Here is a 25,901-nt window from a genome sequence, read left to right as displayed (position 1 = left end):
AGAAGTGAAACCTCTTAGCGCTGATGGTAGTGTGGGGTTACCCATGTGAGAGTAAGTCATCGCCAGCTCATTATTCTAAACACCCCCTTCATTCGAAGGGGGTGTTTTTTTATGTGAAAAAATTGAAATAAATAATCATATAGACGATAAATTTTATGTCTTGAACAGTTATAGCAACCTCTCTTATCCATCTGATGCTCAAATTCATAAAGTATGATTAATTTCTATTGGTACACCTGTGTACATAGAAAAATGATCGCCTAATCAATTGGTCGTGGTTGTCTTTTAATGCTTTAAATAATGAGTGACTAAAATGCATGCGAGATGCAATAGAGGCATTTACATAATAAAAAGTAAGAGTGAAAAATATATTACTTAATTACTCATGAACAGAAGTTGCTTGAGAGGTCATGATATAGTGAATTTAAAAGTTTTAAATCCGAATATATTTAAGGATACGTGATGACCAATTCAGAAAAAAAAATTGAGTGTGATTATTCTCTTTATGTTGCCTCTAAAGCATCCCAAACAGGTCAATGGCTTGAAGTAAAAGATAAATTTAGCCAAAAAATATTTGCCCGAGTAGCCTTAGCAGATGCAAATACTTTAGAAAAAGCAATCCAATCTGCAATTGATGCAGAACAGGCGATGGCAAAATTAGAACCATTTCAAAAGCAAAAGATTTTATTACATTGTGTCAAACGCTTTAGCGAAATGAGAGAGGAATTAACTGCAATTTTGATTGCAGAGGGTGGAAAGCCATTAAAAGCAGCTCAGGCTGAAGTTGAGCGTCTTATAAATACCTTTCAAATCGCTGCTGATGCTGTTACACAAATGGACGATGGGCGTTTAATGCCATTGGCTGTAACAGCTGCTGCACAGGGTTACACAGGTATGATTAAACATGTTCCGATTGGTGCTATATCATTAATTAGTCCTTTTAATTTTCCACTTAATTTAACTGCTCATAAAATTGCACCTGCAATTGCAGCAGGGTGTCCTTTCGTACTGAAACCTGCGTCACTTACACCAGTTTCTGCTCTAAAAATTGCAGAAGTGTTGGCTGAAACTGATTTACCTCAAGGTGCATTTTCAGTTTTACCTTGTCCTCGCGAACAGGCAGATATCTTGGTAACCGATGACCGATTCAAATTACTCAGTTTTACTGGATCGGATGAAGTCGGTTGGGATATGAAAGCACGTGCTGGTCGAAAAAAAGTCACCTTAGAGCTTGGTGGAAATGCTGCTGTTTTAATTGAACCTGATACTGAAATATCTGATGTGTTAATTGATCGTCTTATTGGGGGAGCTTATAACCATGCAGGTCAAGTTTGTATTAGTGTCCAAAGAATTTTAGTCCATGAAAATATTTATACTGATTTAAAGAAGAAATTAATTTCCAAAATTAAAAAAATCAAAGCGAGCGATCCAAATTCAGACTTGACCTTATGTGGCCCTATGATCAAGGAGGGAGAAGCTAAAAGGCTTAAAAAATGGGTCGATAAAGCGGTAAAGAAAGGCGCCAAAGTTTTAGTCGAAGGTCAGGTAAAAGGGGCTTTATTTGATCCAATATTGCTAGAAAATGTTGATACGTCTTTAGAAATTTATAAAGATGAAGCTTTTGGGCCAGTAGCTATTCTAGAGAAGTATAAAGATTTTGAAAAAGGCATTGCTACAATTAATCAAAGTCGATTTGGTCTGCAAGCTGGCGTTTATACACAAAGTCTGAATAAAATGATGTATGCGTGGAATCATTTACATGTAGGTGGTGTCATCATTAATGATATTCCATCATTCCGTGTGGATAACATGCCTTATGGTGGTGTTAAAGATTCAGGTCTAGGTCGAGAAGGGATTCAATCAGCAATTCGAGATATGCAAGAAGAGCGATTGCTTGTGATTAAACAAGGATAAATTATTATTTATGTTAAAAGGAGCATAACGCTCCTTTTAAATTATTTAGTTTAGATTAACGCTGTGATTTAAAAATAAACATATTGAGTTAAAAATTAATCAATAAGAATAAAAAAATGATGAAACACAGTTTTTTCCTGAATTAATTACAGAAAAATCTGATTAAAAGCGCTATTGTTGATTCATTAAACATCCTTTATTTCATCTTTCTTTAACCAAGAATATTAAATAAGGGGTGGTTTGTAATTCGAAAAAAATGCTCAAAAGGCCGTTTCTGATTCAAACAACAAAATTTTAATGGTATGCAATTACTTGCGAGATAACATCAACAATAGCAGTAAGCGTGTACCCATTTACGGATTAGGTACTATATGACAGCTTCACGTGAAAATTGGAGCGCCAGATCAGGTTTTATTATTGCAGCTATTGGTTCTGCAGTAGGTTTAGGCAATATTTGGCGTTTTCCCTATGTCGCATATGAAAATGGTGGCGGGGCATTTTTAATCCCTTATCTGGTTGCAATTTTTGCTGCCGGTCTTCCACTTTTATTTTTAGATTATGCAGTTGGACATAAATACCGTAAGGCCCCACCTACAGCTTACAAGAAGTTGATGAATGGTGAATCATTGGGTTGGTGGCAAGTCGCTGTGACATTAATTATTGGTATTTACTATGCCAGTGTATTGTCATGGGCGGGTAGTTATATGTTCTACTCATTTGGTCAACAGTGGGGAAGTGATACAGAAAAATTCTTTTTCACCACCTATCTTCAGAATGGCGAAGGCTTAGCATTTGGATTTGTTCCGACCTTATTTATAGGTTTGGTTGTCGTTTGGGCGATCGTTATGTTCATCCTGTATGGTGGGGTGAAGAAAGGCGTGGAATTGTCGAATAAGATCTTTATGCCATTATTGGTGGTTTTATTTACGATTCTCGTGATTCAAGCTATTCGTTTACCAGGTGCTGTCCAAGGTTTAAATGCATTCTTTACACCAAACTGGGAAGCAATGGGCAACTATAAAGTGTGGTTAGCTGCATTTGGCCATATCTTTTTCTCGTTATCCGTTGGTTTCGGGATTATGTTGACCTACGCTTCGTATTTGAAGAAAAAAACGAATTTAACTGGTTCTGGACTAGTCGTTGCTCTTGCAAATTCATCTTTTGAAATTTTAGCTGGTATTGGGGTATTTGCAGCATTAGGTTTCATGGCCTACAGTGCGGGTGCTTCAGTTGACGATGTTGTATCTGGTGGTATTGGTTTAGCTTTTATCGCTTTCCCTAAAATCATTTCAAGCATGGGGGCTGGCGGAGACTTATTTGGCTTCTTGTTCTTTGCATCTTTAACAGTTGCAGGGATTACATCCATGGTCAGTATTCTTCAAGTTCCAATCGCAGGTTTCCAAGACAAGTTAGGATGGTCTCGTAAGAAGGCTGTGACAATTATTGCAGGTGGTTCAGCAATTGTTTCAACTTTATTGTTCTCAACTCACAGCGCGATTACGTTTGTCGATATTATCGATTACTTTGCCAATAATATTGGTATTGTCGCGGGTGGCTTATTATCAATCGTATTGGTGTCATGGTTCCGTCGACCGTTGTTAAAGCAACTTCAAGAGCATGTAAATCAATATGCTAGTATTAAGCTAGGTGCTGGTTGGAACTTCATGTTGACTGTAGTTACGCCAATCTCATTGTTAGCTGCGCTATTGATGACCTTGAAGTCAATATTTACTGAAGGTTATGGCGGTTATCCAATTGAGATTCTATTGCCAATTGGTGGCGGTGTAGTTGCAATCTTTGTATTCTGTGCGGTTGTTTTTAGTCGTCTAAAAGACAATGGACCTGAGGAGAAATAAGATGAATACTTCTGCTTTAATGATGCTTATTATCTCAACAGTGCTGTTATGGGGTGGTCTTATTTTAGCCATGATTCATTTGGCAAAAAACCCAGATGAGCTTGAAGATTAAACTACTTCAGATCAATATTAAAAAAGCCATGACACGAGTCATGGCTTTTTTATATGTCGGTAAATTAGAAATAAACTATCTTAAAAAATAGCATTAAATCTTTTGAATTAAACAATAATAGAATCCATCACCATGACCTTGTTGTGGCAATAACTGACGGCCGTGGATTTGTTCAATTCCCCAATTTACATTTAATTTGATTTCTTGAGCATCTGCATGCGTGTTGAAGAAATCAATCATTTGGTGTTCATTTTCAGCTTTCAAAATCGAGCAGGTAATATAAAGCATTGATCCGCCAACTTTGAGTTGTAGCCACATGTGATTCAGAATTTGTTTTTGAAGTTCAACCGTTTGTTGAATATCGGTAGATTGGCGAAGTAAACGAATATCTGGATGACGTCGTACAACTCCAATAGCAGAACACGGCGCATCAAGAATAATACAGTCAGCCTGTTCAGGTGCAGACCATACCGTAGCATCAGCAGTGAGTATTTCCACTGGAGCATACTGATTAAGTGCAAGACGCTCTAAGTTTTCACTTACGCGGCTTAAACGCTTTGTGTCGTGATCGATCGCATACAGCTTTTTAGGACGATAACACTCTAAAATATGTGCTGTTTTTCCACCTGGAGCCGCACATGCATCAATTACGATCTTATCATCAAGATTCGGCAACAAGGTCGCGCAAAGTTGAGCATGTTCATCCTGAACAGAAAAACCACCTTCTTCAAAGCCAGGGAGGTGAGGAATATGCACGGATTGATCTAAGATAATGCCTACATCGGACCATTCACATGGATGAGCATCAATCCCTTCTTCATCAAGAATATCTAAATATTCCTCACGGCTTACTTGTCGTTCATTTACACGTAGTGTCAAAGGCGCAGCCAGTTTAAGCTCAGCTGAAAGCATTTGAAGATGCTCTGGCCAATCTTTTTTCAAGCGTTTAAATAGCCAACTAGGTAAACCATGGGCTTGGTCTAATGCTTCGCCGAATTCTTCAGTTTCACGTGAAACACGACGTAGAATCGCATTCACGACGCCACTTAAAGCTTCAAAACCAAGTTGTTTGGTGGCTGTTACCGTTTCTGAGATAGCCGCATGTGCTGGAATACGCGTGCAAAGCAGTTGATATAAACCTAAATATAGGCAGCTTTCAACGGTTTCATTGTTGAGCGGTTTAGTCAGAAGAGGGAGAGTAATTGCTTTAAGTGCATGCCATTGGCGTAAAGTGCCTAAAGTCAATTCATGAAATAAGGCCCGATCACGCTCACCAACCAATGAAAGATGTTGGGAAAGAACAGAGGTGAGGGATTGCCCATTCTGAACGGCCAGTAATGTTTTAATCACATGTCCGCGTAAATTTAAATGAGAAGATTGTTGGCTCATGCGAAGATCTGTCCTGGCTGCAATTTTTGACTTTGTAGAATTTGTGCAGCATTGAGCGCTTTACCGCCTGGCCACTGAAGTTGAGTGAGGCAAATCACTTGATGATCACCACACACAACGTGAACACCATCCTGATCGACAGCGATGATTTCACCGATTTGTTGAGTTGATGGAGTGAGTGGAGAAAGTTTCGAATTCCAAATGCGTAAATTGTTGGATTCATCAATAGGTGTGAAAGCTACGGGCCAAGGATTGAAAGCACGGATATTACGATCAATCGTCACAGCATCATTTGCCCAGTTAATTTGAGCTTCAGCCTTCGACAGTTTATGAGCATACACTGTAAGTGATTCATCTTGAACTTCACGTGTATCTAAATAATGCTTTAAAGTGTCTTCACTTTCTAAAACAGCGAGAGTGGCTTCAGCCCCTTGTTGAGCCAGTTTATCATGTAAGGTTGCGGAAGTATCTTCAGCCGTAATAGGACACATCGTTTTAAACATCATGTCACCAGTGTCTAGACCAGCTGCCATTTTCATGATCGTAATACCTGTTTCAGTATCACCTGTCGCGATAGCACGTTGAATAGGGGCTGCACCTCGCCAGCGAGGCAATAAGGAACCATGAATATTCAAGCAGCCGTATTTAGGTGTATCTAAAACGACTTGAGGCAAGATTAAACCGTATGCTGCGACCACCATCACATCAGCATTGAAAGACTTGAGTTCAGCTTGAGCAGCCAAACCTTCCTCAGTCGACGATTTAAAATGTAAAGGTTGGTAAACAGGAATATTGTGCTCAAGCGCCAATTGCTTTACCGCTGACGCTGTTAGTTTTTGTCCACGTCCTGCTTTACGGTCTGGCTGCGTATACACAGCAACAATTTCATGAGAAGTCTTTAGCAAAGCTGCTAATGCACTCGCTGCAAATTCAGGGGTTCCCGCAAAGATGATTTTCACTCAGACACTTCCAAAACAATATAAAGAACATTATATGCCAAAAGCGATTTTCGCCCAAATAAGGTCGTAATTTGAAACGTTTTCATGTGCATTTTGTGCTTAAGGTGTGATTAATAAAATTTATGTATTTTTAAAAAAAGATTCATGAAAGTTTTGTATTACGATTTCAGATAAGGGTTTATAGTAGATCACATCTCTTACATCGATTTAGATCGTTGAGGGCAAATCAGACCTATACGAACAATTGCAAGCAATGGTTAACTGTTAATCAGAAAGCTGTCATAATAGAAGTAAGGTTCAACTGATTTAGCCTTATATTTCAGTATCATTTAGCCAGATTGAATACATATTCATCGAGCTCAGCTTAAGTTGGAAATAAAAATGCCTGACTATCGTTCGAAAACATCAACACACGGAAGAAATATGGCGGGTGCACGTGGCTTATGGCGTGCAACTGGAATGAAAGACGAAGATTTTGGCAAACCAATTATTGCAGTAGTCAACTCATTCACACAATTCGTACCGGGTCATGTGCATCTTAAAGACTTAGGTCAGCTTGTTGCACGTCAGATTGAACAAGCGGGTGGTGTAGCTAAAGAATTTAATACAATCGCAGTAGACGACGGTATTGCAATGGGTCACGACGGAATGTTGTATTCATTACCATCGCGTGACTTGATTGCTGACTCAGTTGAATACATGGTCAATGCACACTGTGCAGATGCAATGGTTTGTATCTCGAACTGCGACAAAATCACACCGGGAATGTTGATGGCAGCAATGCGCTTAAACATTCCTGTTGTGTTTGTTTCAGGCGGTCCAATGGAAGCTGGTAAAGTCCAAATTCGTGGTGGTGAACAAGCAATTGACCTTGTGGATGCCATGATTGTTGCTGCAGATGACAACTACACAGATGAAGAAGTAAAAGCATACGAACGTTCTGCATGCCCGACTTGCGGTTCATGTTCAGGGATGTTTACTGCAAACTCAATGAACTGTTTGACAGAAGCATTAGGTTTATCATTACCGGGTAATGGTTCAACACTTGCAACGCATGCCAACCGTAAAAAACTATTTGAGCGTGCGGGTCAGTTGATTGTTGAAATCACAAAACGCCATTACGAACAAAATGATTACAGCGTATTACCACGCAACATTGCCCCTAAAGCTGCTTATGAAAATGCCATGACTTTAGATATCGCGATGGGTGGTTCTACCAATACAGTACTTCACTTATTAGCGGCTGCGCATGAAGCAGAAGTTGATTTTACAATGGATGATATCGATCGTTTATCACGTAAAGTGCCTGTACTGTGTAAAGTTGCACCTGCGGTTAAAAATGTTCACATGGAAGATGTCCACCGTGCAGGCGGTATCATGTCGATCCTTGGCGAACTAGACCGTGCAGGTTTGTTAGATACTTCTGTACCAACCGTACACGAAAAAACATTAAAAGACGCTTTAGATAAGTGGGACATTATTCGTACTGAAAATGAAGAGGTATATAACTTCTATAAATCAGCACCGGGCGGTGTACCAACACAAACAGCATTCTCACAAGACCGTTACTACACACGTCTTGATGGCGACCGTGAAAATGGCGTGATTCGTAATGCAGAACATGCTTTCTCTAAAGACGGCGGTTTAGCAGTCCTTTACGGTAACATCGCACTTGATGGTTGTATCGTAAAAACGGCTGGTGTAGATGACTCGATTCTGAAATTCAACGGTACAGCACGCGTATTTGAAAGCCAAGATGATGCAGTAGAAGCAATCTTAGGCGGCAAAATCGTAGCAGGTGACGTGGTTCTGATTCGTTACGAAGGTCCACAAGGTGGTCCGGGTATGCAAGAAATGCTGTATCCAACAAGCTACTTAAAATCAAAAGGCTTAGGTAAAGACTGTGCGCTTGTGACTGATGGTCGTTTCTCGGGTGGTTCATCAGGTCTTTCAATTGGTCACGTGTCTCCAGAAGCGGCTGAAGGCGGTGCAATTGCTTTAGTTGAAGATGGCGACCGTATCGAAATTGATATTCCAAACCGTACGATTCACTTAGCAGTTGCTGATGATGTATTGGCTGCGCGCCGTGAAGTACAAGAAGCTAAAGGTTGGAAGCCTGCGAAAGAGCGTCCACGTAAAGTATCTAAAGCACTGAAAGCGTATGCAATGCATGCAACAAGTGCTGCAAAAGGTGCGGTACGTGATATCTAATCTGCTTATAAACTAGATCAATCATGATTAAAAAGCATCCTTTGGGATGCTTTTTTAATCACTAAAAGTTTGAATTTCATCTGAAAGCGTCAATTACATTAATGACAATATTTGATAGAAAGGTCATAAATATTGATCAATTCTCTTTGTCTTGATATAAGTTTTGCTCGCGTTCAAACTTTTTTAGTTTTAAAAAAAGCGATGAATTCGATACTTTGAGCACATAATTTACCAGTAAAATCATCTGAGGCACATCTCATGTCATTGTTACGCCGTTGGTTTGATCCGCTACGATCGAGTTGGTTTTATCAGAAACCAAATCGTCAAGAGGTCTTGTCAACTGAGCAGGGTTTAACGATCTATCTTCGTTTAGATGATGTGTATAGTTATCTTGCAGTCCAGCAATTGGCACAATTAAATGACATTTTAAAAGATGAAATTAAGCCTTTAAAAATTGTTATCTCAGATACTGCTGCTGAAGCTCCAAATGATATGAGTCCTGAAGAGTGGCAAGATTACAGTCTACGTGATGCCCAAATTTTAGCGTACCAGCATCGTTTCGGATTCGATAATGAAAAGCCTGAAATACCAAGTGCTGAAGCGATTCAACAGGCAGAAACGATTTTACGAAATACCCCATTAACAGGTGAAAATTTTCTCTATTTATTGGAAGATGTCTTCCATATGTTGTGGCAACAGCAGTATGGAAAATTACGTACTTTGTATGTCATGGCCAGTCGACATCGAAAAGAACAACAAATCGCTGAGCGAACTTTTGATCACACGCCAGTTTTAGCAAGTTTTTTTGAGCTCGGTAATCGTCGGTATCATGCGGTAGATGATTTATTAAGATTGACCCGCCGTTTAAAACAACAAAGACTCTTGACCGGTAATCCTATTTTTCTCATCAATCATATTGAGTGGCGGGAACACCTAATGAATGATGCTGAAGAATTATCTGAGATTCAGGCGATGAATCCTGAGTTAGACCTCTATATTGCATTAGAAGATCCGATCTCTTGGTTATTATTAGCTTATATTAAAGAGGAACTTGCCGATTATTACGATATCCAACTTACCGTTTATCCATTGCAATATCAGGGACGAGATTTATTTGATTGGAGTTTGGCAACGCGTTTATCTAAACGAACAGAAGTAAAATTTACGCCGTTTTGCCGACCGACTCAGCAGGCGACATATGAAATAGCACGATTGTTTTACAGTGTGCCTGAGGATCAACGTCTTGATGCAATGTATGAAATCTTGCAGGCTGTTTGGAGTAAAGGTAAAGATCTATCGTATCGACCTCATATTCAAGCCTTAAAACAGAGCTTGAATATCACGACGCTCACTGAAGAGTCGATCAGTCAAAAGTTAGAAGAAAATCAATTACTCTGTGAGATGAAATCACAACCTGATTTACCAGTGCTTGAGCTTCGTATCGATGGAAAGAGTTATGTGTTTAATAGCTTATATCGTGTATGGATGATTGAAAGTATTTTCAGTAATGTGTTAGAACAAAAGTACAAAAGTGAAAATGAATCTGAACACAGGGATACCGAATCAATTGAAAATCAATAAAGAAAAATGCGAAACCCTTCAGCAAGCTCGAGCACAAATAGATTCAATTGATCAAGCCATAACAGAATTAATTGGTTTACGCCAATATTACGTAGATCAGGCAGTGCGATTTAAAAGAACTATCCAAGATGTACAGTCACCTGAACGTGTTGAAATAGTGATTGAAAAAATACGTGAATTGGCTACAAAGAATGGTGTGGATCCATTACTGATGGAAAAAATATATCGAGAGATGATTCAACACTTTATTCAAAGAGAGTTAAAAGAAATACGACCATAATAGTCGGAATTCTAATAAGAATGAGGAACTTAGTTTCCTCTTTTATTCATTGAAATTTACAAAATATATAGCCGATTTGTGAACTGGTTCAACAAAGCTTAGTGTTACAAAAAATAATATTAAGTTAACATTTGGATACATCACTTTTTAGACTGACGGTCGAAGGCGCTATGGATACCCAGTTACAATTAGAAAAAATAGTCAAGGATCTTGAAAACTATAAAGTAGCCATTGATGCACATTCAATTGTAGCCATAACAGATGCACGTGGCGTCATTACTCATGTCAATGAGAAGTTTTGTAATATCTCACAGTATTCTTATGAAGAACTGGTCGGATCAACACATAAAATTATTAATTCAGGCTATCACCCGAGAAGTTTTTTTAAATATATGTGGAAAGCCATTTCGAGTGGAGAAATTTGGAAAGGCGAAATTTGTAACCGAGCTAAAAATGGTTCTTTATATTGGGTTGAAACCACGATTGTGCCGCTTAAAGATAATAATGGCGTTTTACAAAACTATATCTCCATTCGAACTGATATCACACAGCTAAAAAATTCCGAAGACCATGCACGTTATATGGCATTACATGATGAATTAACGGGATTGCCTAACCGCCGTTTTATGCAAGAACGCATGTTGGAGGTGATTGAATCATGTAAACAAAATGGTACACATAGTGCACTCATGATGTTGGATTTGGATAACTTCAAAAATATTAATGACACGTTAGGACACGATCGTGGAGATGACCTACTCAAAATGGTCTCGGTGCGCCTTATGGAGTGTGTGGCACAGCAGAATGCAATTGTCCGTCTTGGTGGAGACGAATTTTTAATTATTCTTTCAGATTTAGATCCAGATGAAACGATTGCTAATCAAGCAGTGATGCAAATCGCTGATAAAGTTCGTGCTGCATTAAATGAGCCTTTCGTATTAAAGGATAATAAAATTCATACTAGCTCTAGTATCGGAATTTTTATTTTCCGTAATTCAAAATTGCCAAAAAATGAGTTGCTTAAGTACGCCGACATGGCGCTGTATCAAGCTAAAGAAAATGGTAAAAACTGCATATGTGTTTTTGATCCTGAAATGGAACAAAGTGTTATTGCTAAAGCTGCTTTATTAAATGATTTAAGATTAGCTTTATTACGAGATGAGTTCCAACTTTATTATCAGATTTTAGTAAATCGCGAAGAGGAAGTGATTGGGTATGAGGCTTTGCTACGTTGGAGTCATCCTGAACACGGTTTGATTTTACCAGGTCGATTTATTGAAGAAGTAGAGAAAACTGATCTCATACATGATGTTGGTAATCGTGTATTAGTATTAGCATGCCAACAGTTAAAAGATTGGAGCCAATACCCAGAATCTTCAAACTGGACGATTTCAGTCAATATTAGTGTCGAACAATTCCGTAAGACTGACTTTGATAAAAATGTGCTTCGGATTATTGATGAAGCAGGAATTGATCCAACATTATTACGTTTAGAACTCACTGAAAGTATGTTCTATACCGATATGCATAACTCAATTGAGAAAATGAAAAAGCTCATCGAGCGTGGATTAAGATTCTCTATGGATGATTTTGGAACAGGATATTCTTCATTGAATTACCTCAAAATGCTTCCACTGGATCAACTCAAAATTGATCGTTCATTTGTAGAAAATATTGTCGGTAATCCACGCGATATTGCTATTGTGAAAACGATTATTGATTTAGCACAGATTCTCGACCTGAATGTGGTGGCAGAGGGTGTAGAAACTGAAGAGCAGTTCCAAGTTCTGAAAGAAAATGGCTGTAATACGTTTCAAGGCTATTATTTTGGTCGACCTCAACCGATTGAAAAAAATCTTAAAATACTTAATTAGAATAAAAAATTAAAAAAGAGAGCATTGAGCTCTCTTTTTTTATATGCGATAGATTTTTAGTTAGACTTTCCACCTAAGCTAAAGAACCAATTCAGGAATAATGCAGCAAAGGTAGCCGTTCCAATACCACCTAAATTGAAGCTACCAAATTGAAGCGCAAAGTCACCAGTACCTAAGATCAGCGTGATCGCAGCAATCATGAGGTTTTTATTTTTAGAGAAATCGACACGATGTTCGATCCAAATTTTAGCACCAGCTATGGTAATTAAACCAAACACCACAATTGATGCACCTGCAAGAATCGCAGTTGGAATGGTTTGAATAATTGCACCAAATTTTGGTGATAAGCCAAGGAAAATTGCGAATACACCTGCGATGGCGAAAATAATCGTGGAATAGACACGTGTCACAGCCATCACGCCAATATTTTCCCCATAAGTGGTCATGCCTGGAGCACCTACACCACCGGCTAATGATGTTGCAACACCATCGGCTACAAACGCTTTACCAATATGTGGGTCTAGATTTTCACCAGTCATGGCAGAGACTGCTTTGATGTGACCTAAGTTTTCAGCCACTAAAATTAAAGCTACAGGAGCAATGATGAGCATCGCGTTCGTACTGAACTCAGGAGCATGAAAGTTAGGCAGACCAAACCATGCAGCTTGTGTAATCGGCGTGAAGTTAATTGGAGTACCGTAACCCATGATATTCGTAATAACAAAGTATACGATATAAGACAGCACCAAACCCACAAGTAAAAGTAGGCGTTGTAGCATCCCTTTGGTGAATACTGCAATTGAAGCCATACACATGACAGTAATCAATGCCATCCACATATTAAATGGATTACCCGCGACACTTTTTACCGTTACCGGTGCAAGATGCAGACCGATGATCATGACCACAGAACCTGTTACTACAGGAGGCATGAGCTTTTCAATCCATCGAGTACCTGTTGCCATCACCAGAAAACCAATTAAGGCATAAAGTACACCACAGGCAATAATTCCCCCAGCAGCTAATGCAATATTCGCATTTGATCCAGCACCGGTATAGCCCGTTGCCGCGATGACTACACCAATAAAAGCAAAGCTTGAGCCTAAATAACTGGGCACTCGACCGCCAGTGATGAGGAAAAATAACAGGGTACAAATACCTGACATTAATATGGCAAGATTAGGATCAAAACCCATTAATAATGGTGCTAAAACTGTCGCACCAAACATGGCAAAAGCATGTTGAATGCCAAGAACTACACTTTGCGCAGGAGGTAAATATTCGGTCGTGCCAACAGGACGCGTATCAATATCATCCGTGAAGGGACGCCATTTAGGAAACCAACTGGTCATAAAGTGAGCACTCAATAGTTAAATTGTGCACATCATACGCCTGTTTTACGAGAAATCATCTGTTTCTTGAAAAATTATTAAAACTAATAGTCTGACTTTTATTGAATTTTTACCCATTGGTAAAAAAAATATGTTTTAAAAATAAAGTAAAATCAGCCTATTGCAATTCAGCTATATCAAAAAAATCTATATCCATATTGAGTAAAAAATTTATAGGTGCTTTGTTGTCATTACTGAAAATTAGAATAAAGTCTCTAAATTGCTCAAGCCCATAAAGGTACTTGAGCATAGACAGTCGTGAAATCAACCCGTATTACGTAATCCAGCAGCAATACCTGCGATACTTACCATTAATGCATGGTCAACCTCAGTTTGTTCGACAGTTCGTTCAGCTAAATATTCGCGACGTCTTTTCATGAGTTCTGCTTGTAACAGGTGTAATGGAAGAAGATAGGGTTTACGAATCTTCATGGCTTGATCAAGAACCTCATTAGAACTGAGTAATTTAGATTCACCTTTCATTGCCAATAAAGTTTGTACTGCGTCATGTAAGCGTTGGCGTAGTTCCGCACCCAATACTTTAAGATTTTCATCTTGGGTGAGATGAGATTCATAATACAATGCGACATTGCTATCTGATTTAGATAGCACCATCTCCAACATATCAATTAAAGTTTGGAAATAAGGCCATTGTTCTAACATTTCATCTAGCTCAGCTTTGTGACCTTCTGAAATGACTTGATTGATGGCTGCACCAGTACCTAACCATGCTGGAAGCATTAATCGAATTTGAGTCCATGCAAATACCCATGGAATTGCACGTAAGGATTCAATACCACCGCTGATTTTTCGTTTCGCTGGTCTTGAACCCAAAGGTAGCATCTGTAATTCAAGCTCTGGCGTCACGGTTCTTAAATATTGGACAAAATGAGGGTTTTCGCGGACTGTTTGACGGTAAACATTCACAGAGAGTTCCGTCATCTTGTGCATCAACTCGCGCCATGCTGCCTTGGGTTCTGGTGGTGGCAGTAAAGTCGCTTCAAGGGTAGCTGCGGTATAAATCTCTAAATTTTGCAGTGCGATTTCTTCTAATCCAAATTTGAATCGGATCATTTCGCCTTGTTCAGTCACACGGATTGCACCTGAGATTGAGCCAGGTGGTTGTGAAAATAGTGCTTGTTGGGTTGGAGCACCACCACGACTAATTGAGCCACCACGACCATGGAACAAAGTGAGTTGTATACCATGTTGTTTGGCAATAGCTGTTAACTCTTCTTGTGCACGGTACTGAGCCCAATTTGCAGACATGAAACCTGCATCTTTTGCTGAGTCAGAGTAACCAATCATGACCTCGTGCTTGTTTTGAATATGTTGTTTGTACCAATGCATACTGAATAAAGTATTCATGGTCGAAGCTGCGCCATCTAAATCTTTTAGCGTTTCAAATAATGGAACTACACGCAGAGGTTGCTTAATACCTGCTTCTTTTTGGAGTAATAGAACCGCCAAAACGTCACTTGGATATTCCGCCATTGAAATAATATAAGCACCTAGACTTTCAGCAGGTTGTTCTGCCAAAGTTCGCATGGTAGCGAATACTTCTTGAACATCAGGATGCTCAATAAGACTTTGAGCAGATTCATTAAGATGCTTAGGAAGTAAAGGGCGTTTGCTTTGCAGTTCTTGTAATAAGAAGTTTTGACGGGCTTGTTCAGTCCATGTCTCAAAATTGCCAAGTCCAAGATACTCAGTAATCGCTGAAATTGCTTGACGATGACGACCTGACTCTTGGCGAATATCTAGTTTTAATAACTCAATACCGAAACAATTCACGCGATAAATAAAATCGAGTAACTTTCCTTGAGCAATACCGGAAAGGTTTGAATCGACTAATGAGCGATAACATAACAATAATGGCTGCAACAACTCATCTTTGTGATGAATAATCTGGCTACGATCCACATCAGAATGTTGACCTTGTAATTTTGCAGTGAGCCATTCTCTTGTAATTTTTAAGCGTTCACGTGTTGTTCTTAAATATTCACGATAAGGCTCTGGATGAGGCTGACCTAAGGCAGTCTTTAGTTCATCACTGCACGCCTGAACAGAAAGCTCCCAACGTAAATCTTCAATATCTCGGAGGTAGAGATCCGCGGCTTTCCATCGCGATAACCATAAAACTTCTTGAGTCACTTTGTGTGTGACATTTGGGTTTCCATCTCGGTCACCACCCATCCAAGATGCAAACCGCACAGGTGCAATATCTAAAGGTAAAGCTTGAGAACAATGCTCTTGAACCAATTGATTCAATTCACGGACAAACTTAGGAATAGCGTTCCATAAAGTTTGCTCAATGGTAGTAAAACCCCATTTTGCTTCATCAATTGGGGTTGGACGATGTTGGCGAATTTCATCGGTTTGCCATGCTGAACAAACCAATTGTTTTAATTCAGAAAGAACTTGAGCGCGCTGTTTGGGGGTCAGCTTTTGCTGATCAAACTTAGATAAACACTCGTTGATCCCATCATATTTTTGGATCAAGGTGCGACGACTAACTTCCGTAGGATGTGCGGTGAGTACAAGCTCAATATTTAGCTCACAAATTTGTTGATAAAGGGTTTCCGCTGAAATCAGCTGTTGTTGAAATTTTTCAAAAAGGGGAATAAGGACATTCGCTGCAGCGCCGTTTTTATCAAACTCATTTTGGCGACGGCTACGTACCACATGATATTGTTCTGCAATATTGGCAAAGTTCAGAAAATGTGAAAAAGCGCGTGTCAGTGGAAGAATCTCATCATCTTTTAAACTTAAAAATAAACTTTCTAATTGTTTTTCAGCTTCACTATCACCATCACGTGCACCTTTCGCGAGTGCACGAATTTGTTCAACTTGATTAAACAAATCTTGTCCAGCTTGTTCTTTTAAAGTCTCTCCTAAAAGATTACCGAGTAAGCGTACGTCTTCACGTAATGGAGCATCAATTTGTTGAATCATTTTTTTCTCCTTTTCTTGTTCTTTTGACTATACCGCTTATTCATGACATGCCAAGCGATTGCAAAATAATTTAAAGAAAATTAGGTGAAAAATACGCCATTTAAGAATGGAGAGAGCTATTTTTTGTATTTCAGCATAAATAATTCGATGGCTTGATGAATAATTTCATCACATTCTGCTTCACTGGGAACCTGACGAACACCTAACAATACTTCATGATGTCGATGCCCTAAGAGTAAAGAAAGGAGCAAATGTGTTTGCTTTTCAGCATCATCTTTCTGGATAAATCCGTGCTCAATCGCTTGAGCAAAAAAATCAGTCCAAACCACAAATAACCGCTTATGAGATGCATTATAAAAAGGTTCAGCCAAAGGATTTTGCTCTGCTGCCAATTCTAATAATAAATGCTCAAGCTTAATGGCTTCAGGAAGATTGACAATTTGCAGCGCTAAACTACACACCTGATAGAAGTCTTCTAAAAAATTGGATTCAGGGTGTAATTGGATTCGCCGAGCATTGATTGATTCTTCGCACGTTTCTGCAATTGCATAGGTAAATAACGATTCTTTATCTTGAAAATGGTTATACACCGTCAGTTTAGTCACGCCAGCTTCTTTGGCAATTTGATTCATGCTTGAACCATGAAAGCCCTGTTTTAGAAACAAACGTTTAGCTGCCTCTAATATTTGTTTCTTTTTAACTAAATCCTTAGGACGTCCAATATTCATTTGCACAAAAAAATCCAAAAAAAACAGTTTAGGTCATACCTTGAAAAATGATTTTTAATTACTGTACCATGCGGTATATTAATTAAAAAATAATCAAATTAATATCCCTAATTTGATTTGCCTAAAAATTGACATAAGAGCAGTGCACATGAGTCTTCAAAAATTTGCCACATACAGTCTAATGCTCATTTGTAGCGTGATACTCACCGCGTGTAGTAAGGATAAACCCACAGAGGAACAAATTCCATTTGTGATGGTTGCCCAGCCGAATACTTCCCAAGATGAACTGAAAAGTTATGCAGGAGAAGTTCAGGCGAGACAGCAAACGGCATTGGCTTTCCGTGTTGGAGGACAAATTACTGAACGCTATGTTGATGTAGGGGATCGAGTCAAAGTCGGGCAAGTCTTAGCAAAATTAGATGTGAAAGATGCTCAACTGCAGTTAAATGCTTCAAAAGCTCAGTTAGAAAGCGCGCAATCTGCAGCCAAAATTGCCGAAGAAGAATACAAACGCTTTAAGCAGTTATTACCTATTAATGCGGTGAGTCGTTCGCAATATGATGCCGTAGAAAATCAATATAAATCGGCTATGTCCAATTTAAAACAAGCACAATCAAATTATGCAGTGAGTAGTAATCAGACGGGATATAACCAACTCATTGCCAATAAAAATGGCGTCATCACTGAGCGTAGTATTGAAGTTGGTCAAGTGATCGCAGCAGGGCAGGCAGCATATCAACTGGCGATAGATGGTGATCGTGAAGTGGTGATTGGTGTGCCAGAACAAGCAGTATCAGAAATTAAAACAGGTCAAAAAGCTTGGGTTACGCTATGGTCAAAACCAGAGGAGCGTTTCGCCGCATATGTGCGTGAAATTTCACCTGCTGCCGACCAATCTAGAACATTTAGTGTCAAAGTTGCTTTGACTGAAGGGCGTTCAACAATTCAACTTGGACAAAGTGCGCGAGTATTTTTTTCAAATACCAGTTCAAATGTGATTAATGTTCCTTTGACCAGTGTATCTGCAACAGAAGATCAGCCTTATGTTTGGGTTGTGAATCCAGATCACAGTATCCGTAAGGTGAATGTTCAAATAGGTGCTTATGGTCGTGATACGGTACCTGTGACTCAAGGTTTAAAAGCTTCTGATTGGGTCGTGGTTGGCGGTGTACACTTACTGCGAGATAAACAAAAAATTAATCCGATTGACCGTCAAAACCGTGCAGTGAATGTGAAAGCAGGACAAGTTGGAGCGAAAATATGAACTTTAACTTGTCAGAATGGGCGTTAAAAAATAAGGGACTGATCCTTTATTTCATGATTTTGATGGGAATATTGGGTGTTTATTCCTACTCAAAACTATCACAAAGTGAAGACCCTCCATTTAGTTTCAAAGTAATGGTCGTTCAAACCTATTGGCCAGGTGCGACAGCGGAAGAAGTTTCATTACAAGTAACTGATCGCATTGAAAAAGAATTAATGAGTACGGGGCTCTATGATCGTATTGCAGCCTATTCTCGTCCTGGTGAATCAATGGTGACCTTTGTTGCCAAAGACTCGCTGCGTTCTCATGAATTACCGAATGTTTGGTATCAGGTTAGAAAAAAAATTGGAGATATCAAACACCAACTTCCTAGCGGTGTTCAAGGTCCATTCTTTAACGATGAATTTGGTGACACCTTTGGGAATATTTATGTCTTAACGGGTGATGATTTTGATTATGCTGTGATGAAGGAATATGCCGATCGCTTACAGCTGCAACTACAACGTGTACAAGATGTTGGTAAGGTTGATTTAGTTGGCTTGCAAGATCAAAAAATTTGGATAGAAATTTCAAATACGAAAACCGCTCAATTGGGTATTCCAGTTACTGCAATTCAAGAAGCACTACAAAAACAAAATACCATGGCAAGCGCAGGTTTCTTTGAAACAGGCTCAGATCGTATTCAAGTGCGTGTCAGCGGACAATTGAAATCAGTCGAAGATCTCAAGAACATGCCATTACTGGTTGGTGATAAGACCATTCAATTGGGCGATGTGGCTGAAGTTTACCGTGGCTTTAGTGAGCCAGCTCAACCACGTATGCGCTTTATGGGCAAAAATGGTATTGGTATTGCGGTGTCTATGCGTAAGGGTGGTGACATCATTGCGCTAGGGAAAAATCTAGAAAAGACCTTCAATGATCTACAACAAACTTTACCTTTAGGGATGGAACTTAAAAAAGTTTCAGATCAGCCTGTAGCGGTGCAACGCAGTATTCACGAATTTATCAAAGTGCTCGCAGAGGCCGTGATTATTGTCTTATTGGTCAGCTTCTTCTCTTTAGGTTTCCGTACAGGATTAGTGGTCGCTTTCTCTATTCCCTTGGTCTTGGCAATGACGTTCGCAGGCATGAATTTCTTTGATGTTGGACTGCACAAGATTTCTTTAGGCGCGTTAATTTTAGCACTTGGACTTTTGGTTGATGACGCCATCATTGCAGTTGAAATGATGGCCATTAAAATGGAACAAGGATATAGCAGATTAAAAGCCGCAGGTTTTGCTTGGAAGTCGACCGCATTTCCAATGTTAACGGGGACGCTGATCACTGCAGCTGGATTCTTGCCGATTGCCACTGCTGCGTCGAGCACAGGTGAATATACTCGCTCAATCTTCCAAGTTGTAACCATTGCTTTAGTGGTGTCATGGTTTGCAGCGGTACTGTTTGTTCCCTATTTAGGTGACAAATTACTGCCTGATTTTAATCAAATGAATCAGAAAGCTCCGTGGTATCAACGCTTATGGGCAAGATTACGTCAACAACCAGAGCCACAACCCGTCGTTCAACACCATGGTGAGCATCACGATCCATATCAAACTAAGATGTATCAAAAATTTAGATCTTGGGTTGAGTTATGTATTACTTATCGTAAAACCGTCATTGCTGCGACGGTTGCGATATTTGTCTTGTCAATTTTGATGTTTAAATTTGTTCCACAACAATTTTTCCCACCATCAAACCGTGCTGAAATTTTAGTGGATCTAAAACTAGAGGAAGGCGCTTCACTAACAGCGACAGAAAATGCGGTTAAAAAAGTAGAAAAATTCTTGTCGACTCAAAAAGGGATCGATAATTACGTCGCTTATGTTGGTACAGGTTCTCCACGTTTCTATTTGCCGCTTGATCAACAACTACCTCAGGCGAGCTTTGCACAATTTGTGGTTTTGGCTTCCTCATTAGATGAGCGAGATGAGATTCGCAAGAATCTGAGTGAAGAAATTAGCAAGTTATTGCCTGAGGTACGGACGCGTGTATCGCTATTGGAAAATGGACCACCAGTCGGTTATCCAATTCAATACCGTGTTTCTGGTGAAGATTTAAATACTGTTCGTCAACGAGCACAATTAGTGTCACAAGCAATCAGTGAAAATCCGAATACCACCAATGTTCATTTAGATTGGGGTGAGCCGAGTAAAATTATTTCACTTGAAATTGATCAAGATCGTGCACGTCAGTTAGGCGTATCTAGCTTAGATTTGGCGAATTTCTTAAATAGCTCAATAACAGGGGCTGCGATTAATCAGTATCGTGAGAAACGGGAATTAATTGATATTCGTTTACGTGGCGATCAAGCGGAACGTGTTGATGTGGCATCGTTACAAAGTCTTGCTGTACCGACGAGTCAAGGTACAACAGTTCCATTGGCTCAGATTGCGAATATTCAATATAAGTTTGAAGATGGTCTGATTTGGCATCGTAACCGTTTGCCGACCATTACTGTGCGCGCAGATATTCGGACTAAACTCCAACCAGCTACTGTGGTTGGTGAATTAACTGAATCTATTGAGAAAATTCGTGCCGAACTTCCAAGTGGTTATCTGGTAGAAGTGGGAGGCACTGTGGAGGAATCTGCACGTGGGCAAACTTCAGTAAATGCTGGCATGCCGTTATTTTTGGCTGTGGTCTTTACCTTGCTCATGATTCAGCTCAAGAGTATTTCACGTTCGTTTATTGTTTTCTTGACCGCGCCTTTGGGTTTAATTGGCGTGGTATTGTTCCTGTTAATATTCAATAAGCCTTTCGGGTTTGTGGCGATGCTAGGTACCATTGCTTTATCTGGAATGATTATGCGTAATTCGCTTATCTTGATTGATCAGATCGAGCAAGATATCAAAGCGGGTCATTCTCAATGGGAAGCGATTTTAGAAGCGACAGTACGCCGTGCCCGTCCAATTATTTTGACTGCATTGGCTGCTGTGTTGGCGATGATTCCGCTTTCACGCAGTATCTTCTTTGGTCCAATGGCAGTAGCAATTATGGGTGGACTCATTATCGCAACATTATTAACGCTGTTCTTCTTGCCAGCACTCTATGCGGCATGGTTTAAAGTAAAAAAAGAGTCAAAAACCGCGTAGTTTTATGTGAATACTAGGTGCGAAGCATTGAAAAATTCAATATAGTAGTCCCTAGTTTTTAACACAAAATAACACAGTGGGCTGAGTACATAAAAAAACTGAATGTGCACTCGGTTGAGGTATAAAAAAGCATCCATGGGGCGAGACAATTTAACAAGACATCGTCGATTAATTACGATGTCTTATGTATTCATGTTTCTTGCATTGTTCACTGGTATCAGTGCTGCAATCGCCTATTTTTTAGCGCAAAAAGTGGCTCAAGCGCAAGACGCTGAAGTCTGGATCCATGCTCAAGCATTATGGATTGCACGAAATGTTGTGCTATTCATGATGATGGCCGCATTTGCTGCTCTTTGGTTTATTCCTGCCTGCTTTATCTATTGGGATAGTGTGTTATGGGTGAAGGGGTGTACGGTGATTGGTGTCATTTTTACCACAATTGCATGGCTATTTCTCCTAAATGCATGGCTTAAAGGCTTAGTGAAATATCTCCAGAAAAAAGCCGCTTTTTAAAATAATGATTTAATTTACTTGTAATCTCGGAATATGACCCCAACATATTCCGCAGAGAAGTCATATCAAATTTTTTTGTGGAGCATCGCCAGACATGGCTAAACGTGATTATTATGAGGTTTTAGGGGTTTCTAAAACAGCTAGTGATGATGAAATTAAAAAAGCCTACCGTAAGTTGGCGATGAAATATCATCCAGACCGTAACCCTGATAATGCTGAAGCAGAAGAAAAATTCAAAGAAGCTGCTGAAGCGTATGAAGTTTTATCTGATAGTGAAAAACGCAGCATGTATGACCGCATGGGACATAATGCGTTTGAAGGCGGCTTCGGTGGCGGCGGCGGTGGTTTCGGTGGCGGTTTTAGCGCTGAAGACATTTTTAGTCAGTTTGGTGACATTTTCGGTGGCGCGTTTGGTGGCGGCGGTCGCCAACAGCGTCAAAGACGTGGTTCAGACTTACGTTATGTGCTTGAGCTCAGCTTAGAAGAAGCTGTACGTGGCGTAAAGAAAACAATCACTTTTACTGCGCCAGCACCATGTGAAGTGTGTGATGGTAAAGGTTCTAAAAACCCGAATGATGTTGAAACCTGTAAAACTTGTCACGGGGCTGGCCAGGTCCGTATGCAACAAGGTTTCTTCTCAGTTCAACAAACGTGTAGCACTTGTCGCGGACAAGGTAAGATTATTAAAAATCCTTGTGGCACTTGTCATGGTTCAGGTGTTAAAGATCGTCAACAGACACTTGAAGTTACCATTCCTGCAGGCGTAGATAATGGCGATCGCGTTCGTTTAACTGGAAAAGGTGAAGCGATTCGTGATGGTCAATCAGGTGATCTATACGTAGAAGTTAATGTTCGTGAACATGAAATCTTCCAACGTGATGGCGCGGACTTGTATATGGATGTGCCGATTAGTATCGCTGATGCTGCATTGGGTAAAGAAATTGAGATTCCAACCCTTGATGGTCGTGTGAACTTGAAAGTACCTGAGGGAACACAAACAGGTAAAATGTTCCGTCTACGTGGCAAGGGTGTAAAACCAGTACGCACAAGTATGCAAGGTGATTTACTTTGCCGTATCGTGATTGAAACACCAGTCAACTTAACTGCACGTCAACGTGAACTTTTAAAAGAGTTACAAGAATCTTTAGATGGTGCGGACAGTAAATCTTCACCTAAAAAGAAATCATTCTTCGATCGTTTATTTGACTGATAAGAATGAAATAAAAGCCCGACATTATTGTCGGGTTTTTATTAAGTTATAAATACTTAAGACGCTTAAAGCAAAGTAAGTGATACTACCATTAGATAATTTCTTAGTTTATGGGTGTATTCAAAAGTTGTTGAGACTTATTTGTTTAAGCTTTTAAAATCTAAAGGTAAATTTTTTAATAGGTTTTGTTAGAACTATAATTTAAAAAAAGAGGATCTGACGATCCTCATCATGTAATTTTGAAAAAACTAATCCTGAGCATCAATACTCTGACCATTCATACCTATACTGTCTTCGCCCATTAAATATAAATAAGCTGGCATGATTTGTTCAGGCGTTGCCAATACTTTCGGATCTTCATCAGGATATGCTTTAGCACGCATAGCTGTTCGTGTTGCACCAGGATTAATGCAGTTATAACGGATATTTGGATAGACATTTTCTTTTGCAAAAATTTGACTGACCGCTTCAATGGCAATTTTTGAGACTGAGTATGCGCCCCATTTCGCACGTGCTTCACGACCGACACCTGAGCTTGCAAAAACAACAGAGGCATTTTGAGATTTTTCTAATAATGGAAGTAAATGTTGAGTAAGAACAAAAGGTGCTCTTAAATTTACAGCCATTACATCATCCCACACTTCAGCAGGGTAGTGGGCCAATTCAACGCGCTCACCTAAAATCCCAGCATTGTGCAAAATACCATCTAAACGACCAAATTGTTGGTCAAGCGTTTCCACAAGACGTTCGTAATCATATGCTGTTGCAGTAGAAAGTTGCAGTGGCAAAATTGCAGGTTGAGGAGCACCTAAACTTTCAATTTCGTCATAGATCACTTCTAACTTGTTCAGCGTTCTACCATGAAGAACGACGGTCGCACCATGTAAAGCATAGCTCAACGCTGCTGCGCGTCCAATGCCATCACCTGCACCCGTAATTAAAATTACTTTATCTTTCAATAAGTTTGGGCGAGGTTGATATTCTGAATATTTCATGTGCGACCTCCTTCATTGTTCTAATTAAGCTGTTTTTTGGTGAGATTCGATCAATTCGATTAAGTGTTGATGTAATTCTTGTACATCATTCACTATACAATCTGCCTGCCAAGAATCTAAGTCATCTTTGTGTTCTAATGGTAAATATCCGTAAGCAGCCAAAATCGTGTACATATTTGCGCTTCGACCTGCATCAATATCACGTGGATGATCACCAACATAAATGCATTGTTCAGCTGGAACATTAATTTGTTGAGCAGCGAGATACATTGGTTCTGGGTCAGGTTTAGTGTGCTTAACATCTTCTGGGCATACGAGAACGGCACAACGTTCAGTTAAGTTTAAGGCTTGAAGTAGTGCCTCACTCAGCCAACGAGGCTTGTTTGTCACAATTCCCCATGGAATATCCCGTTGTTCCAAGTCCTCAATTAAAGGATACATTCCTGCAAAAAGGTCTGTATCCACAGCAATATCAGCACCATAGATATCTAGAAAGCGCTGACGATGTGCAAGGAAAATAGGATCATCAACCTGTAATTCAGGATAAACCAATTTCACCATCGCCCGAGCCCCCTCGGAGACCTGAGTTCGGATCAGGGCTGCATCTACGATCTCTCGACCTTCTTCACGACACATTGCTTGAATAATACGAATAAAATCCGCAGCAGTGTCAATTAAAGTCCCATCTAGGTCGAAAAGTACGGCCTTCATTCATTCACCTCATTATGGGTGTAAACCATATAGTTCACATCGACATTTGGGGCTAACCAATAATGTTTAGTTAATGGGTTGTAATGTAAGCCTGTCATATCTTTAAGTTTTAAACCTGCGTTACGAATATCATGCGCTAATTCAGAAGGTTTAATAAATTTATGATAGTCATGAGTTCCTTTTTTCAAAAGACGTAACACATACTCTGCACCGATAATCGCAAATAAATATGATTTTGGATTACGGTTAATTGTGGAGAAGAATACATGACCGTTTGGTTTCACCAGTTTTTGGCATGCTTGAATGATTGACGCTGGATCTGGTACATGTTCCAACATTTCCATACAAGTTACGACATCGTATTGACCAGCTTGTTCTTCAGCCAATTGCTCAACTGGAATTTGAAGATATTCGATATTGGTTACGTTTTCTTGTTCTGCATGCAGACGTGCGACATTTAATGGTGCTGCGCCCATATCGATACCGAGGACATCGGCACCACGGCGTGCCATACTTTCGGCCAAAATACCGCCGCCACAGCCCACATCTAGGACTTTTTTGCCACTAAGACCACCCGCATGTTCATCAATCCAATTCAATCGTAATGGATTGATTTGATGGAGAGGGCGAAACTCAGAGTGTTGATCCCACCATACTGCAGCAAGTGCTTCAAATTTAGCAATTTCTTGTGGGTCAACATTCAGTTGAGTCATTACAGCCACCTTAGCAAAGTTCGTTTTAATGGGTAGAATTTATATCAGATCTTAGTGTATCGCTAATTCCAAAAAAAGCGATAAATCTTGTAAAAAAGTTCACAGAATCAAAAC

Annotated in this window: 19 protein-coding genes; 11 read left to right on the top strand and 8 right to left on the bottom strand. The window is 39.6% G+C overall.

The window, feature by feature from the left end; translation table 11 throughout:
- Nucleotides 1-462 precede the first annotated feature (462 nt).
- The 3 genes from AC1M89_RS11940 to AC1M89_RS11930 all read left to right on the top strand — a co-directional run bounded on the left by AC1M89_RS11940 (nt 463) and on the right by AC1M89_RS11930 (nt 3,882).
- Nucleotides 463-1,914 (top strand): aldehyde dehydrogenase family protein, encoded by a 1,452-nt coding sequence (locus AC1M89_RS11940; RefSeq protein WP_481587761.1) that lies wholly within the window; start codon nt 463-465, stop codon nt 1,912-1,914.
- Nucleotides 1,915-2,285: 371 nt separating this feature from the next.
- Nucleotides 2,286-3,770 carry a sodium-dependent transporter gene (locus tag AC1M89_RS11935; RefSeq protein ID WP_481587760.1) on the top strand — a complete coding sequence of 495 codons (1,485 nt, stop codon included), beginning with the start codon at nt 2,286-2,288 and terminating at the stop codon, nt 3,768-3,770.
- Nucleotide 3,771: 1 nt separating this feature from the next.
- Nucleotides 3,772-3,882 carry a methionine/alanine import family NSS transporter small subunit gene (locus tag AC1M89_RS11930; protein ID WP_081403317.1) on the top strand — a complete coding sequence of 37 codons (111 nt, stop codon included), beginning with the start codon at nt 3,772-3,774 and terminating at the stop codon, nt 3,880-3,882.
- 93 nt (nt 3,883-3,975) lie between these two features.
- Here the strand turns inward: AC1M89_RS11930 and rsmB are convergent, their stop codons facing one another.
- Together rsmB and fmt are read right to left on the bottom strand one after the other, a co-directional pair.
- A complete protein-coding gene (gene rsmB / locus AC1M89_RS11925; protein WP_481587759.1) occupies nt 3,976-5,271 on the bottom strand; it encodes a 16S rRNA (cytosine(967)-C(5))-methyltransferase RsmB in 1,296 nt (431 codons plus the stop codon).
- Nucleotides 5,268-6,230 carry a methionyl-tRNA formyltransferase gene (gene fmt, locus AC1M89_RS11920; protein ID WP_481587758.1) on the bottom strand — a complete coding sequence of 321 codons (963 nt, stop codon included), beginning with the start codon at nt 6,228-6,230 and terminating at the stop codon, nt 5,268-5,270. Before fmt ends, rsmB begins: the two co-directional genes overlap by 4 nt.
- A gap of 381 nt (nt 6,231-6,611) precedes the next feature.
- Between fmt and ilvD the strand changes: the two genes are divergently transcribed.
- From ilvD to AC1M89_RS11900, 4 genes are all read left to right on the top strand, one after another.
- On the top strand, nt 6,612-8,441 hold the full coding sequence (gene ilvD / locus AC1M89_RS11915) for a dihydroxy-acid dehydratase (RefSeq protein WP_081403313.1): 1,830 nt from the start codon (nt 6,612-6,614) through the stop codon (nt 8,439-8,441).
- Nucleotides 8,442-8,699: 258 nt separating this feature from the next.
- Nucleotides 8,700-10,022 carry a hypothetical protein gene (locus AC1M89_RS11910; protein WP_180028931.1) on the top strand — a complete coding sequence of 441 codons (1,323 nt, stop codon included), beginning with the start codon at nt 8,700-8,702 and terminating at the stop codon, nt 10,020-10,022.
- Nucleotides 10,015-10,302, top strand: coding sequence for a chorismate mutase (locus AC1M89_RS11905; protein ID WP_035270424.1), 288 nt, complete (start codon nt 10,015-10,017; stop codon nt 10,300-10,302). Before AC1M89_RS11910 ends, AC1M89_RS11905 begins: the two co-directional genes overlap by 8 nt.
- A 170-nt stretch (nt 10,303-10,472) precedes the next feature.
- Entirely contained in the window at nt 10,473-12,176 is a 1,704-nt protein-coding gene (locus AC1M89_RS11900; protein WP_092768001.1) for a putative bifunctional diguanylate cyclase/phosphodiesterase, read from the top strand.
- Nucleotides 12,177-12,232: 56 nt separating this feature from the next.
- Here the strand turns inward: AC1M89_RS11900 and AC1M89_RS11895 are convergent, their stop codons facing one another.
- The 3 genes from AC1M89_RS11895 to AC1M89_RS11885 all read right to left on the bottom strand — a co-directional run bounded on the left by AC1M89_RS11895 (nt 12,233) and on the right by AC1M89_RS11885 (nt 17,256).
- Complete coding sequence (locus AC1M89_RS11895) at nt 12,233-13,528, bottom strand: solute carrier family 23 protein (protein WP_481596480.1); 1,296 nt, start codon at nt 13,526-13,528, stop codon at nt 12,233-12,235.
- A 303-nt stretch (nt 13,529-13,831) separates the two neighbouring features.
- Nucleotides 13,832-16,522, bottom strand: a complete 2,691-nt coding sequence (gene ppc / locus AC1M89_RS11890; protein ID WP_481589405.1) for a phosphoenolpyruvate carboxylase — start codon at nt 16,520-16,522, stop codon at nt 13,832-13,834.
- A 116-nt stretch (nt 16,523-16,638) separates the two neighbouring features.
- Nucleotides 16,639-17,256 (bottom strand): TetR/AcrR family transcriptional regulator, encoded by a 618-nt coding sequence (locus AC1M89_RS11885; RefSeq protein ID WP_035268797.1) that lies wholly within the window; start codon nt 17,254-17,256, stop codon nt 16,639-16,641.
- Nucleotides 17,257-17,398: 142 nt separating this feature from the next.
- Between AC1M89_RS11885 and AC1M89_RS11880 the strand changes: the two genes are divergently transcribed.
- The 4 genes from AC1M89_RS11880 to dnaJ all read left to right on the top strand — a co-directional run bounded on the left by AC1M89_RS11880 (nt 17,399) and on the right by dnaJ (nt 23,368).
- Complete coding sequence (locus tag AC1M89_RS11880) at nt 17,399-18,514, top strand: efflux RND transporter periplasmic adaptor subunit (protein WP_481596478.1); 1,116 nt, start codon at nt 17,399-17,401, stop codon at nt 18,512-18,514.
- Complete coding sequence (locus AC1M89_RS11875; protein ID WP_481614253.1) at nt 18,511-21,645, top strand: efflux RND transporter permease subunit; 3,135 nt, start codon at nt 18,511-18,513, stop codon at nt 21,643-21,645. The genes AC1M89_RS11880 and AC1M89_RS11875 overlap by 4 nt, the downstream gene beginning before the upstream one ends.
- Nucleotides 21,646-21,780: 135 nt before the next feature.
- Nucleotides 21,781-22,158, top strand: coding sequence for a hypothetical protein (locus tag AC1M89_RS11870; protein WP_035268802.1), 378 nt, complete (start codon nt 21,781-21,783; stop codon nt 22,156-22,158).
- 94 nt (nt 22,159-22,252) lie between these two features.
- Nucleotides 22,253-23,368 (top strand): molecular chaperone DnaJ, encoded by a 1,116-nt coding sequence (gene dnaJ, locus AC1M89_RS11865; protein ID WP_035268804.1) that lies wholly within the window; start codon nt 22,253-22,255, stop codon nt 23,366-23,368.
- Between the two features lie 248 nt (nt 23,369-23,616).
- On the opposite strand, the gene AC1M89_RS11860 is transcribed toward dnaJ, so the two are convergent.
- The 3 genes from AC1M89_RS11860 to ubiG are packed head-to-tail and all read right to left on the bottom strand — an operon-like array spanning nt 23,617 to nt 25,787.
- Nucleotides 23,617-24,363 carry a YciK family oxidoreductase gene (locus tag AC1M89_RS11860; protein ID WP_481614252.1) on the bottom strand — a complete coding sequence of 249 codons (747 nt, stop codon included), beginning with the start codon at nt 24,361-24,363 and terminating at the stop codon, nt 23,617-23,619.
- 24 nt (nt 24,364-24,387) lie between these two features.
- Entirely contained in the window at nt 24,388-25,074 is a 687-nt protein-coding gene (locus tag AC1M89_RS11855; protein WP_035268813.1) for an HAD family hydrolase, read from the bottom strand.
- Entirely contained in the window at nt 25,071-25,787 is a 717-nt protein-coding gene (gene ubiG, locus AC1M89_RS11850) for a bifunctional 2-polyprenyl-6-hydroxyphenol methylase/3-demethylubiquinol 3-O-methyltransferase UbiG (RefSeq protein ID WP_481609149.1), read from the bottom strand. The genes AC1M89_RS11855 and ubiG overlap by 4 nt, the downstream gene beginning before the upstream one ends.
- Nucleotides 25,788-25,901: the final 114 nt, after the last annotated feature.

The organism is Acinetobacter sp. ANC_7635 (assembly GCF_056779945.1).
The sequence above is the reverse complement of the archived record's forward strand: the minus strand, read 5'-3'. Positions and strand labels throughout refer to the sequence as shown.

Coding starts and splice junctions, on each gene's coding strand:
- AC1M89_RS11940 (WP_481587761.1), top strand. CDS start 463: ATGACCAATTCAGAAAAAAAAATTGAGTGTGATTATTCTCTTTATGTT.
- AC1M89_RS11935 (WP_481587760.1), top strand. CDS start 2,286: ATGACAGCTTCACGTGAAAATTGGAGCGCCAGATCAGGTTTTATTATT.
- AC1M89_RS11930 (WP_081403317.1), top strand. CDS start 3,772: ATGAATACTTCTGCTTTAATGATGCTTATTATCTCAACAGTGCTGTTA.
- rsmB (WP_481587759.1), bottom strand. CDS start 5,271: ATGAGCCAACAATCTTCTCATTTAAATTTACGCGGACATGTGATTAAA.
- ilvD (WP_081403313.1), top strand. CDS start 6,612: ATGCCTGACTATCGTTCGAAAACATCAACACACGGAAGAAATATGGCG.
- AC1M89_RS11910 (WP_180028931.1), top strand. CDS start 8,700: ATGTCATTGTTACGCCGTTGGTTTGATCCGCTACGATCGAGTTGGTTT.
- AC1M89_RS11900 (WP_092768001.1), top strand. CDS start 10,473: ATGGATACCCAGTTACAATTAGAAAAAATAGTCAAGGATCTTGAAAAC.
- AC1M89_RS11895 (WP_481596480.1), bottom strand. CDS start 13,528: ATGACCAGTTGGTTTCCTAAATGGCGTCCCTTCACGGATGATATTGAT.
- ppc (WP_481589405.1), bottom strand. CDS start 16,522: ATGATTCAACAAATTGATGCTCCATTACGTGAAGACGTACGCTTACTC.
- AC1M89_RS11880 (WP_481596478.1), top strand. CDS start 17,399: ATGAGTCTTCAAAAATTTGCCACATACAGTCTAATGCTCATTTGTAGC.
- AC1M89_RS11875 (WP_481614253.1), top strand. CDS start 18,511: ATGAACTTTAACTTGTCAGAATGGGCGTTAAAAAATAAGGGACTGATC.
- AC1M89_RS11870 (WP_035268802.1), top strand. CDS start 21,781: ATGGGGCGAGACAATTTAACAAGACATCGTCGATTAATTACGATGTCT.
- dnaJ (WP_035268804.1), top strand. CDS start 22,253: ATGGCTAAACGTGATTATTATGAGGTTTTAGGGGTTTCTAAAACAGCT.
- AC1M89_RS11860 (WP_481614252.1), bottom strand. CDS start 24,363: ATGAAATATTCAGAATATCAACCTCGCCCAAACTTATTGAAAGATAAA.
- AC1M89_RS11855 (WP_035268813.1), bottom strand. CDS start 25,074: ATGAAGGCCGTACTTTTCGACCTAGATGGGACTTTAATTGACACTGCT.
- ubiG (WP_481609149.1), bottom strand. CDS start 25,787: ATGACTCAACTGAATGTTGACCCACAAGAAATTGCTAAATTTGAAGCA.